Source organism: Escherichia sp. E1130, from assembly GCF_005781065.1.
GTDB lineage: Bacteria > Pseudomonadota > Gammaproteobacteria > Enterobacterales > Enterobacteriaceae > Escherichia.
On record NZ_VATL01000053.1, the window covers coordinates 1 to 13,934 of the forward strand.

At 54.7% G+C, this 13,934-nt stretch carries 2 protein-coding genes; both read right to left on the reverse strand.

Annotated features, from left to right (window positions below; all coding sequences use genetic code 11):
- Nucleotides 1-219: 219 nt before the first annotated feature.
- The gene (locus FEK66_RS24745) at nt 220-5,442 is read right to left on the reverse strand and encodes a SpvB/TcaC N-terminal domain-containing protein (RefSeq protein WP_138211640.1); all 5,223 of its coding nucleotides are present in this window, start codon (nt 5,440-5,442) and stop codon (nt 220-222) included.
- A 14-nt stretch (nt 5,443-5,456) separates the two neighbouring features.
- Nucleotides 5,457-13,181 carry a neuraminidase-like domain-containing protein gene (locus FEK66_RS24750; RefSeq protein ID WP_138211641.1) on the reverse strand — a complete coding sequence of 2,575 codons (7,725 nt, stop codon included), beginning with the start codon at nt 13,179-13,181 and terminating at the stop codon, nt 5,457-5,459.
- Nucleotides 13,182-13,934 lie beyond the last annotated feature (753 nt).

Sequence of the window (13,934 nt, forward strand, 5' to 3'; positions counted from 1 at the left end):
CCAACAACCCATCCCCTCAGCGTTCTGTCGTTGATCCCCAGCGATACTGCAGCCTTGGCGATGGTGTAGCCCTGCTCATTGACCAGGGCCACCGCTTCCTTTTTAAACTCAGGGGTAAATGTTCTCTTTTTCATCACTAAACACCTCCGTTATGGATGTAAGTTTAGTGTCCGGTTTAGTCAACCACATCAGTCATCAGAGACTCCTCCAGTATCAGGTTCAGTGCAGTGACTTTTTACGTTTCGCATTCTCAATCACCTCAGCCCAGGTGTCGTTCTCATCTTCCTGGACCGTAAACCACGGGTTCGCCTGCGACCGGCGCAGATAGTTCGCCCACACACCATCCACATCCTCCCCGGCTGCGCGGACAACCTTAACTTCCCGCCCGGCAGCGTCATACACATGAGTGTCGGCATAAATCCCGTCCCTCGCGCTGTCGTCACTGACCCACCGCCAGTCGTTCAGGTAGAACGGCAACCAGACGCGGATCGCCTGCCCCTTGTTGTCAAACTCGGTTTTGCCGGTCACGGCCCAGCGAACGTCTGCCTGTGCGGTGACGGCCTTCCCGTCACTGCCGGCCTCAAGTCCGCCCGCTTCCGTACGCACAAATGCCTCGCCCGCCGGGCTCAGCGCCGCCGTCTGCAGCACCTGTCCGCCCCCGTGCAGCGTCACCTGTACGCGAACCTGCTGTTCCGGGTCACTGTCATAGCGGTCTGTCTGAATACGGATAATGTGCGGCGGCGTGCGGGTATTCATTATATCCGGTTGCATGATGTGGTCCCCGGCCAGTTGCTGCACTCGCCGCCGCCAGGCCAGCTCGCCGCAGCGTTCTCCGGTCAGGTTACCCTCCACATCAAAACTCAGCGGCATCCAGCTGTCGGTCACCGGGGTGAAGGCCTCATGCACCGGCACGCCTTTATTGGCGTTAAGCGCCAGCGCCGCCTCCACCGTGGCCGGCGGGGTGAACTGAATGTCTTTAAGGGGCGCATAACCCACCTTAACCGGCGTGTCGCTTAACCGTCTGTATCCTGCTTCATCGGTCACCACCGGAGTTTCCGTACCGTAGAAACGGTGCCAGACGGTCCGGCCCAGCGCATCCAGCTTCGCTTCCGCAATATTGTCGTTGATATCCTTCACTTTCACCGGGCTCAGGAACCGCCAGTCAAACGCGTCCACTGCGGTAAAATGGCTGACTTCATCGGTGGCCTGCTTCACCGTCAGCCAGTGGTCGGTGTAAGTCAGGTCAGTCGCTTTAACCCGGTCACTCTCCCGCACCGCCTTCGGCAACCAGAAAGCGTCTGCGGAGTGGTACTCCGTGTGGTTATGCCAGCCGCTCCGGACGTCGCTTACCGCCGGGCTGAACGGAACATTTACCGGATGATACCCGCCGCGTTCCAGCAACTGCTCCAGAGTTTCCTCCTGCACGCGCTGGCTCAGAAACTCGCGCATACCCGGAATGTTATTTTCGCTGCCGGTCACCGCCTGCCAGAACAGAGTGTCAGGCAGCAATGACTCGGTCGCTTTCCCCTTTCGCACGGTTCGTTCATTCAGTGCATCTACAACCGCCAACCACCGGATAACCTCATACCACAACCACTCTGATGGCATCCCACCGTCCGACTCATCGGCACCACCATCTCCGGTATACTGACGGGCGCCATACCACAACCACTCCCACGAGATATCATCTGTGATATATTCCCTGACCGCGTACCACAGCCATTCAGCAGGAACCCCACCGTTCGGATCAATGGCTTTCTTCTTCTCTTCTGGTATCAGCGACGCGGGAGCCTCAAGCACATAAGTCATCAGCACCCGCCGGTCAATCCGCCCTGTGGTTATCTTTTTCAGCACGTCGATGACATCACTGTCACGTTGTCGGTTTTCTGTAGCAGCGAAAAAAGCCTGATACAGTAACGCTCCGGGCACGGGTTCCGGGAGGCGATCACGTACCCGTGTCAGCACCGCAGGGTCTTTCTGCCCGGTAGTGTCGTTGAGTACATCGAACACCAGGTCGCGCAGGGTCTGGTCAAACACCGGCCTCAGGACATCAAGAGACTGTTTATCGTGCATCGCGGTTTCGGTAAAGGCGACCAGCGCCTGGCGGTCCGGTTGATCCTGCAGGGTTACACCGTCAACTGCGCTGCGCCAGTGGGTTTTACTGTATCCGGTCATAGCCACGGAGCCCGCAGTGGCGAGCAGACTGTCGATTTTTCTGACCGGCGTACCTTCCACCCCGGTTTCCTGCAGCAGAAACTCCACGCTGAAACCTTCGCCCGGCATATCGTGATTTGCCCGCCCCTCCGGATTACCGTCCGGGTGTGTCGTGCCGTACCAGATGACATCAGTGCGGGTCTGCTCCGGCAGTCCCGTAACAAACACCTGTCCGTCATCCAGGTTGTGCACCGTGGCCCGTGTCAGGTTCAGCCAGCAGTCATATTGCTGGGTGTCGGTACTTTCCCTGATGATACCTTCCGGCAGGGAGGCCGGGTAAATGGCTCGAGCCGTTTCTTCTGCCTCCAGCTGTCCCGGTGAAAGCCTGCGCGGATAGTTCAGGGTCACACTCTCAAGAGTATTACCGTATTTATCCTGCGTCAGAAGGAGACTCTGCGAAATGACCGGGTCCTGCGAAATACGCTCACAGCTGTAGCTCAGGCTCTCCAGCGGGGAGGCAAGTGCAGCCGGCTTATCTGCATTCTCCGTACTGTATGCCCGCACCTGCCAGCGCTGCACGGTCACGCTGTAGGGAATGCGTTCCCTGTCACTGCCATCCAGACCGTACGTTTCGGTCCGCACCGGCACCCCGCGCAGGGCGCGTCGCAGCCAGACCTCCCCTTCAGTGCCCGGTGAGAATGCCTCCTCCCGGCCTTCCCCCTCATTCCAGCGGGTAAAGCGTACCGGTTTGTGCGGAAGCTCGCTGAGACCGCCGTACGTGCTGCTCAGGACTGCGTCATGCTCCCGCAACCCGGTCATAAACCAGCTGCGTATCTCTGCCGGCGGGGAGATTTCCGCGGCCGTGCCGGCCGTCCGCTCATGGGTATCACACTGAATAAGACGGGTGAAGCCGGCAAACTCCCGCTCCTCACCGTCCCACACACCACCCAGATAGCGGGTTTCACTGCCCAGCACCAGGCCGGTGATGTCGTTGACTTGAGTGATACGGCTGACCGTATGCACCGGGAATGGCAGGTAGCTGACCGGGGTGCGTTCCCCGTCGCGCTGACGTCCGGCTTTTTCGTCCAGCCAGCCCTGAGCGGAACTGCGGTATTCCAGCAGCGTCCGGCCGCCTCCATTGTCACTGGTTTCAATCAGCAGCCAGGGTTTGACAGTATTGAGGTTCAGCAGCCAGCTACGGGGCTTCAGGCCCTTCAGACTATGCGGCGCCGTCAGCAGCAAACTGGCCACGCCCAGCCCCTGGATATCGGACACCTGCAGGGTGCAGAGGTCATCACCATGAATTCCCTCCGGCAGCGGGATAACCCCGGCCTCCGTAAAGCGGTTCCCGCTTTCGTTCATAAAGACCCTGATACCGTCATGCTCCAGATACAGAATATCCGGTGTGCCGGAACCGTCCGTGTCGGCCAGATAGATATTACCGGCGCAGAACACCTTCTGAGGCACGCTGAACCCTTTCAGTTCAACGACCTCGCCGAACTTACCGTGCCCCAGCGAAGGCCAGTAGCGCACACAGTCCGGTGTGATTTCCGTCAGATGCTGCTGACCGCTGCCCGGGATATCTGAAAACAGCACCAGACTGTTTTCACTGTTGCCGATCGGCAGAGGCCGTGAGCCACCATAGTGCTCGCTGACAACCCTTTTCCAGCCCGTATTGCCATCCGAGGGCCACAGGCGCACGCTGCGCGGCCCCACCATCACCAGGTCACTCAGGCCCGCGCCCGTCAGGTCTGCAATCTGCATCTGCGAATGCAGAAACTCTGCCGGAATGGCCCCGAAGGGCACAAAACCCTGCCACTGCGCATCGGCGTTCAGCGTGAAGCTGCCGGTTACACCCGGCAGTGACACCACGCTCTCCGGACGCCCGTCGCCGTTCAGGTCCATCAGTCGCCAGCCCGCCAGGGACGGAATACGCTCCAGTTTTCTGGGGGTAGCCCAGGTGAGCGCATCAGGCCCTGCCCCCTCGCGGGTGTCACGCACCGGGGCACGATACCACCACCCGCCCGAATCCTGATACAGCAGCCCGGTCAGCCCCTCCCCCATCAGGTCAGCCATCTGCCAGTACTGGTATGAGAAGCCGTCAAGGTCATCACGGTACTGCCAGGCGGATGCGCTGGCCGGTAACGGTGACGGCTGCGACAGGTTAAACTCCACCGGAGGGGTTGTCACCGGAGCATTGTTCGCATCCGGATCGTACGCCATCACCTGCGCTGCCGACAGCCAGCTGACGGAGGGAGATATCTCATGGGTGAGATGCAGGCGGGAAACCAGCGTTTCCTTCGTATCAGTCCCGCCAGCCATCAGCCCGGTGCGATGATACAGCAGAATGTCGCGACACAGCCGTCTGGTACGTACCGAGAAACCATACCGGTAATGCGTAAACGCATCGGGACGTCCTGACCAGTTATCGGGAGGAGCGTAGTAAGGAGGCACCAGGTCTACCGGCGTCGTGCGCTCTCCGTAGTCAAAACGCAGACAGCAAAACCATATGGCGCTGTCCTGCATAGTTGGATCCCCGCTAACCGGACGTAAGAAATGAAGTGCCGGCTCCTTATTCCCCCAGTACACCCCGCTCAGGTAACGATTAACACCCGGGCGACTCCGCTCTTCAGAGGCAAGATTTCCGTGACTATCATTCCGCCAGGCCCAGACAATATGCTCACCACGTGCCGTCATCTGTTCGTCAAGACGCCACTCCGCCACACGATTATCACCATCGCTCAGGCGGGCCTCCGCCGTCCAGCCATACAGCGCCAGGCCGCCATCAGATAAAAACTGTATCCAGAAGGGAATGGCCCCTTCGACCAGTTCCGTCCAGCACTCATAACGAGTGGAAATCCCCCCGAAGCGGGAGATATACGGAATGACGTTATACCAGTTCTTACCCGAAGCTGAAAACGGCAGGAACCGCTCCTGGCGCATTTCCCCGTGGCGCAACAAATCCGTACCGTCCGGCGCCAAAATGATATCGTCATCATCATACTTCGGGACACCTTTACGGGTATCCCGGCGAATGACCGGGACCGGCAGCTGCCAGCCCAGACCAAATTCACTGTTGCCCCCGGCACTGCTGTAATTAAGCGCCAGCTCAGGGGCAAAACCCCGGCCGGCGGAGACCGGCAGGGGAATGCTCCAGCCCGCCACCCCGTCCGGTCCGCCCGCCTGCAACGCCCCACCGCTGCCGGTGAGGGTACCGCCCCCCTTAGGGAGCGATGGTGGGGTAAAGAAACTGCTTTCCCGGGCGCCGTTCTGTGATACATCAGCCATGATTATCACTCTCCTCAGCGAACGGTAAACTGGATATGCAGAATAACGTCATTCAGGCTCTCCAGCAGGGACTTCTGGTCACCCAGCGCATCCGCGAAGCTAAGTGTCATGTTTATACCCTCCTGATTAATATTCACCCCCTCAAACGGCAGCCAGCGGGCGCCCCAGCGCGGGTCACCCGTACCATCCTGCATGAACATACCGTTGTCCTGCAGGGCATGTGAAATGGCGCACCGCTCACATCCCACTGGAAGGTTAACCTCGCCGCCACTGATGTACATCTGTCCCATCACATTCTGGTACGGCCCCAGCAGCGCCGGCAGGGTGACGGCCATACTACGCACCCGTAACGTTTCACCCGCATAGTCCGGTGCCACATTCAGCTCCTGCAGATTAAAGTGAACAACCAGTTCGCCATTTGTCAGCCCCACTTTAATGCCGCCTTCGTCAGCATGCGCGCCACTCCCGAGTGCTTTTTTAACAGCCTGAACGAATGTCATATCACCGCCCTGCGCATCAAACAGTTCCGCCAGCGATACGGTGCGCGTCACCTCCAGCTCACGCTTCTGGTGTTTCATCCATGCCAGCTCCATTTGCGCCAGACTCAGCATCAGCCCCTCACCGGCCATCAGCCCCGCCCACGCCCCGTTCCAGGTGCCGGTTTTCAGCCAGGATTTGGTCACATCACCGGTTTCGTACTGCAGGGATTTCTGCGCCATCAGACACAGGGAAGCCGTCAGGTCGTAGTACTGATAGAAGATGGTCGCCAGACGTCCGCGCAGCCAGCTGTACATGGCCTTGCCGGTAAACTTGCTCCGGAACAGTGCCAGTTGTGCCTTCGCATGCGCTTCCTGGGTTTCCATATGCGCAATCTGCATCTGTGCTGAAGTTTCACGTACCGTCAGCGCGTCAAGCTGCGCCTGAATCACACCCATTTCTTTCTCTGCAGCGCGATGCTGGATGTCCCACTCCTCGCGGCGACGGCGGTACTGCTCTTCCTGGGTAATACGCTGACCGGCGATGTTCAGCGCACTCGCGGCGATCTCCATACCAATTCCCGCCGCATTCAGAGGTCCTTCATACTTCATCCCCCCGTTAGCCAGGCCAAAGATGTTCGGGGCAACCCCCGCCACCGCACCCGCCACATACAGCGGCTTGATACCCGCGCTGAGGAGCTGGGAGCTGGTCAGCAGGTTCATGGCGTGGTTTTCACGGGCGTTGATGTTTTCCTGATACAGCGACCGGTAATGATCCCGACGGGTGGTGGCGGACTCAAGGGATTTTTCCAGCGTCAGGCGCTCGGCCGCCAGCTCATTCAGGGTCTGCTTCTGCAGCGACAGACTGCTGCCTGCCAGTTCAGCGCCCTGGGTGCTGAGCAGTTCTGCCAGTGCCTCTGCATCCTGACTGAGCAATATCTGCTGCATGCTGCTGCCAAACTGAATCAACTGCGAGGCCATTGCACGCGCACTCTCCAGCATCGGGGTAAAGCGCAGGGCTGGAATGGAGTCGACAGTCGGCAATCCGCTGCCGCTTCCCCCTTCAGCAGCCACCGCAGCCGCCAGCAGGGCTTTCGGGTCAGCCGGTGTCGCGTACAGGGGCAGGTTCAACGGTTTGCCGTCAAGGGTCAGGTTATGACGCAGGTTGTAGAGACGGATACGCAGGGTCTCCCAGTAGCCCAGTATGACCTCATTGGATTCAGGGAAGAACAGCGTGCTGCCGGCCACAGCGGTCAGCGGAATATCCTTGTGACGGCGAATATTCTGCGCCATCTGGCTCAGTGCATCGATGCGATCGGTCAACGCCTGCGCAGACGCTGCCGTGCTCAGCACCGGGTCACCCCAGCCCTGATTTTGCTCAATCCACGGCGCGTCCCCGAGCAGGCTCAGTGCACGACCGTACCAGACTTTAGCCTCAGACAGGGTATCGCGCTCAAGTTTACGGTAAGCCACATCCCCTTTGCCGATGGTGATATCCAGCAGACGCATGAAAGCGTTAAGCTTGTAGTGCATCGGGTCGTTCTGTGCCACCGCATCCGGGTCGTAAGACTTCAGCGGCTCGCTGTTCCAGGAGGTGTCTTCCTCCAGTGGACGGGTGTTCCACATCCGTTTATCCCGCCCCCCCTGCACAATGTAGCCGGAGGGACTAAAGATATATTTCAGCCATTTTTCAGCCAGATCATGGCGCTCTTCCTGCAGGAAGCGCTGCATCACCATCATCGGGGTGTAGTAGAACAGTTCCCAGAAATAGATGGCGTTGGCACCGGAAAAGTCCATTGGCTCACTCTTGTCAGCCAGTACAGTAACAGAAATATTCGGTTGGAAAGAATCGTCAGGTGTATAGCTGAACCCCGTCAGTTCCTCCTTTGTGTCGGAAAATGTAGTATGGAATTCACCAGCCTTACGCGATTTTGGCTGATCCAGGATGATATCCAGTGCAATATTCTTCTCATCAGCCGGGAACTTAATTCCGGTACTGTTATTACCGCTGCATGGCACAAAAAATCTTACAGACTGCGGTGTATCCAACAGCATTCCTCTCCACATAGTTTTGAGAGTCGTGTCGGGTGCGTTGCCAACATTGCGGATACTAATGACGACAGACCGACTGGCGTATGTGTCTTCCCATTTAGGCAAGACAATGTTGACGTAGCGCCCCTGACCGGGCGCTGGTTCATTAATCAGTTGGGTCTCATAGGTAAGAATGGCATCAATGCCATTAACCGCCCTTTCAGTCAACTGGCGAGCAAAAAGGGTATTCAGGCGTGTACGATAAATATCGTATTGCAGATATTGTGCTGATGATGTATCACCACATAGTTGGGCAATAATGGCATTTTTTTTTGCCTTATAGAATCGTAGTCGGTATTCCCTTTGCTCACCACCAACAACAATTATCAGTGCCTGATTAAACTCTACATTGCCCTCCCAGTTATCAGAACTAATCCCCTTCACCTCAATTGAATAATCATTTGAATAAATCTTAGTCATATCCCAATCATATGGTGCGCGTATTGTCCTGATCCCTTGGTATTTAATTAAAATATCATCCTTTTTTATTAATCCGGATTCAAAGGAAGGCTTATCAATAGACGAACCCCGAAACCCATCTGACGAAACCACATATTCAAAAGTAGGTCTGTCGCCGTAACGAAGAACCACTTTATATAAAGTTTTCAACTTAAGTTGATACATGGGATGATAGAATATATAACAACGCGTTCCAGCGATTATTGCCTCTTTCACAAAATAGAATATATTGACGAAAACAAATGACTGGTCATTAAAGTACACATCGGCAGTAAATATGTACCCTCCATTCTGATTCGTTTTTTTTATCGCCAGAAATATACCTCCATAGTCATTGAAGAGACCTCCTTCGCTGGCAAAATAGAAACAGTTTTCGTCATACACACAATTATAATAGCTTGTAGCTGCAAGCATGTCCTTGATGCCCTCAAGCTCAATCATATACTGAAATGCCGAATGACTTGCGACTGACTGCCAGAAAACAGATGAATTATATTCAAGAGCCAGATTAACATTCAGACTGACATCATACGTCCCGGTTTCATTATGGCTGGAAACAATAGGTTCACCCTGAAGGGTTAATGAAAATTCTTTATATTTATCCGGCCTTAGCCCGGAGTAATTAAACTGATGTTCACTTTGTATTTCCGCTCGGGAAAATTGCATCGGAATGGCGCGTCTTTCACCTAAATCCAGCTGCCCTGAAAGGAGCTTTAATATCTCGTCATATTCCCCTCCGTCATTAAAATCCACAAACTGCATATTGTCAAAAATCTTATATCCAAACGGGACAGTCAGTTCATCAAGTGAACTTTGTGATTTATCATAAAATAATACAAAAAACGTTTCCATTGTCGGCCAGGCACTCACATACATTTCCGGCATTTTTTCATCCCACCTGAAAGCGTCCTTTTCTGCAGGGTTAGCCTTTTCATCCGGTATATTAATTGTTACAGGCACCGACCAGTTACCGTCATAGCGTTTTCCTGAAATCTTAAGCATATAACGCCACTGTGGAACCCCCTCATCCTGCCTGGGCGTATCCTGCCTTTCCACCCAGATAAGATACAGGCGCTCTTTATAAACCACAGGGCGAATCAGGTTACCCCATGCTTCAGGCGTGATACTTATCTTCTCCCATCCCGTCCAGGCATTGGCCGGGAGTATACCTTCCACACTTCGTTTACCCTCATCCACCGCCCTCCACCACCACGTATAAGGTGCGGATTCACTACGGCCGATAAACCAGGTTTTCCCTGCATTATCATTCAGGTTGTCGTGGTAACCATTGACGGTTTCCAGGTTGGCCACCTCCTCAAACCCGGTCAGATAGCCCATAAAGGCATCGCCCACCGTATCGGTGTTAATCTGCGCCTGCCCGAGCGTCTGCAGCATCTCATCCATCATTTGCGTTTGACCCAGGCGCACTGTCGGGTCAATAAAGTTTTCCGGGTAATACATCAGTTTCTGCCCCGCCGCCCAGGTACTGTAGCGGGCATTCCACTGTGTCCAGTCGAGAATAAACTGTCGGCCAAACGCCTCATCAAGTACCGTGTCCCCTCCCTCCGGGGCGGACAAGGTTCGGTGAATAAACAGTTGCAACGACGTAATGGCTTCCGCCAGTCGCGAAGTCCTGATCTGAGGGCCGTTAAGGTTATCCGCCAGCAGGTAGCGGAACAGGGCTTCGCGGTCCGATATAGCCGTTCCGGAGAATATATTCACGCCAAGCAAATATCCGCACATTGCCGAACTTAAAGGCTGTGCTATCGCATCCTCCACTGCCTGCACCTGTACAGGCGACAGACCTGCCGCGAACGCATCCGCCACGTATTGCCACGTATCCCAGGTGATTTCCGGTGGCACATCTTCTCCTTCAGCAACCGCTTCAGGTGGTGAATAATCACCGGTCAACGCCAGCATCTGCGCAATGGAGACTGGCGTCACACCAAACCCCTCAGACAGGCTGACCCACTGCAGAACAGTCTGCAGGACATCCCAGCCGGAAAGCACTTCCACAGCCGGAACTGCCCCCTGCGCAGCCATGGCAGCTATCGCCTGGGTGATAACCACGTCACTGATACCGGTCACCTGAGCCAGCACTGCCACCGGAATACCTTCGCCCCCCAGGGCACCAGTGATACCTCCCGCTCCGGCGGCATCCGGCAGTGTTTTCAGCCACTGACTGAAGGCTTCCAGAGCCATAATCACGCTCACACTGCGGTTCAGCGGGCCATTCCCGGCACCTGCCGCCAGCGCCGCTGGCTTACCGACAAACAGCGCCATGGCGTCCGGCGTAATTTTGGTTGCGTGGTAAATCAACGCCATCTGCGCCAGAGCATAAGCAAAAGCAGTGACACCTGCAGATTTTGCTGTTTTTTTCTTTTTCAATGCTGTCGGCTCTGTCAGTGCCGCCCAGAATCCGGCAACATCCAGACCTTCAGGCTCAGCCTGATTTACCCAGTTCAGCAGAGCCGCACCCGCTGTTTCACTGTTCAGGCTGAAGGTGGCCGTGACCAGCGGGTTAAGTGCCTGCATGTAATCGTTAAGAACAGGCTTTTCGGGTAACTCACTGCCAGCAACAACTGCCCGCACCTGTTCGATAAAGTTGGTGATTTCCGTGCTGGCCGGGATAGTCGTGACATCCCGGGTCATAATGTGCAGGTCGTGTACCGTCCAGTTGCGGGCATTGAGCCAGTTGACAACTGAATGGAGTTTTTCAAGCAACTCATTCCAGACTCCGACCTGCGCATTCCATAGTTGATTTGGTAATCCCATTAGAGTGAGTAACGACAGAAGTGACTGCGGGGTCAGTCCGTGCAAGCGAGCCCACAGGCTGATAGCGTACATCCCTGAAATATCTTTAAGACTAAGATAGAACTGATGTCCAGTTGAATTGCTGGCATAAACCTGCCACAGCGCAGCCAGCCCGATATCATCTGTCTGAAACGCCCGTTTGAGAACTGCCTTAATTTCCCAATCATCTTCTGCCTTCTCTGGCAACAGGAATATGTGGGGTTTTATTTCGGGATAAAAATCGCCTTTACTCCGAGAAGGTAAATTAAACAGCCGGTCAAAATGACTGGGTTCATTCCCATGTTCGACCATCGATATCCGGCCTTTTGCCATTACCAGTGCATCTTCATGGGAAATGCCATAGCGCTGCATCAGCAGGTGGGTACGGAACAGCAGGGTCAGAGTATCGTCAGTTATCTGGTCAGGGTTAACGCTGTTGACGATATCTTCCAGCACGCGCGGAGAGAGTCCGGTGGCTTTGTACAAGCGTATAGCTTTGTTAAGTTTGAGTAAAAATTGAGTTGTGGGCAAGGTGGTAAGGGTGAAAAAAACTTTTTCATTAGTCCCGCCCTGCGCCTCGCCCGCTTTATGGCAAGCTACCCATATATAATTCATTTTGTTATTTTCAGTTTCGCTATAATTAGCTAAGAAACGTTTTGCCTTTGGTGGATTGTTTTCAGGATGATCATAAAAAGCTGTACTGATATCCATATCTCTTATCACCAATTCCCCCGCATGTATTGGGATATTGGGTGCCAACCATTTAGGACTGGCGAATTCATTACCTGACTCAGGTTCAGCCGGAATATTAAGATAAGCACCGAAAACTGAATCAGTTTTCAAACTATAAACGGCACGCCACAAAGTAGATGTCTGGGGATAGATCCTTACAAAATGCAAAAAGCCTTTTGATTCACTGGGGGAATTCATAACGACCCTGGTAACCCCCTCAGGTGTTAACGATACCAATACATTGTCCACATATTCATTCAGAGGAATGAAAGACATCAATTCATCATCCGTCAGCCCAAACCACTGGCGCAGCACCAGGGGCTGCATCAACATTTCTGCGGGCATATTCCCGAAATACGCTTTGAATTTTTCTTTTGCCAGCTCTTCATCAGCCGGTATTTCATCCGTCAGCAGCCGGTACAGCGCCGGAGGAATATCGTAATACATCGCAGCCAGTGCCGGGCCACTCAGATGTTTTGTCACCGCCGGCGCAGACTGCAGCTGTTTAAATGCCGGGTCCTTCTGAAAACGTGCCTGACGCAACCGGCTGTAATGGCGATGATACGGCGTGCCGCTGCTGGTGACATGCCCGGACAACACCTCCAGGGCTGCATTTTCCGTCGGGGTTTCCCCCCCTTCAGGTGGCTTCATGGCCTCGCGGGTGCGCTCCAGCAGAATTTCATTCGACAGGCTCAGCGCACTGACTTCGGTATCCATGTTCTTCTGGCTCAGCACCAGGTCCTTCAGGTCAGGCCGGCGCTGGTCAATGTGCCATACCGAAGTTGCCGAATAAAGTTCCCGGGCCTCCCTGTACAGTGCCGTCAGGTACGCTGCCGGTGAAAACATGGAGGATACGTCTCCAGGACTGGCGTACTGTGCCGCATGCCAGCCAAACCACTCCTCATAATCCTGCAGGGACACTCCCGGGTGCTTCAGCCCCAGTTTCACCGCCTGCGGCAGCAGCGGAGAAGCGCGGGTCAGAATGTTTTTTTCCATGATGCGCAGGTCGTCATACTCTTTTTTCGCCTCCGCGTGCAATTCCTGCAGGCCAGACCAGCTGCATTCCTGTTTTGCATCCCGCATGCGGAGGTCTATTTCGGCCGGACTGTACTGGGCAAGCGCAGCTTTGCTTTTTACGCCGAGCGCACCGGTAATGGTATTGAGCGTGGTGTTTTGTTCCGCAGTCATAACAGTTCCTTACGGTTAGGTATACCCTGCTGGCTGGGTTAAGCAGGGAGAGTGGTTAAGGTCAGAAAACGTATTGTCATCATCATGAAAATTGTATCTGCCCGGAAGGGGCCGAATGATGCAGAGGAGCGCCAGCAGAAAAGGACTTTCTAACCAGCCCCCTGTTTCCCGGGATGCACAAATCCCGCGATGCTTTCCGGGCCGGTGCGTGCATCCCGTCAGTAAATGTGCAGCGATATTGTTTACCCTGTTGCTAATGCAGCTCTGCGCGTGAAAACTGCCCCGCGGTCGCGAGCGGTTGCTTTCCGGTGCCGGTAATGGCCTGAACACACATCGCATTCCGTTCTGAATTAATGAGAGAGACCCTGTGTTCTGCGGGATGCATAATGATGTGATGAAGAAGCGTGACGGAGGATTAGCAGCAGTGTATCCTTGGAGGTTTCCCCCGCAATGATTCTGAACGATATGTTGAGTGTCTGAAGCCATCGGGTGTTCCCTGACCAGAGTGTGAAAATAACCCAGACGCAACGGCATGAATTTTCAGCATAGACAAAAATTCATGCTTCGCTACAGGGGGGGGTAAAAAAAACCGCCGTGATGGCGGAGGGAAGGCTCTGTCACATTAAGGATTCGTCAGGTAAAATACTGTTTTTCTGTGATATTAAAGAAGCTTCCGCACTTTTAATGTGCGGCCATTATTTAATTCGTGGGTAAGCGTTAAGTGAGCGCCGTATTGTTCTGGTCAATTTAAAC

Coding starts and splice junctions, on each gene's coding strand:
- FEK66_RS24745 (WP_138211640.1), bottom strand. CDS start 5,442: ATGGCTGATGTATCACAGAACGGCGCCCGGGAAAGCAGTTTCTTTACC.
- FEK66_RS24750 (WP_138211641.1), bottom strand. CDS start 13,181: ATGACTGCGGAACAAAACACCACGCTCAATACCATTACCGGTGCGCTC.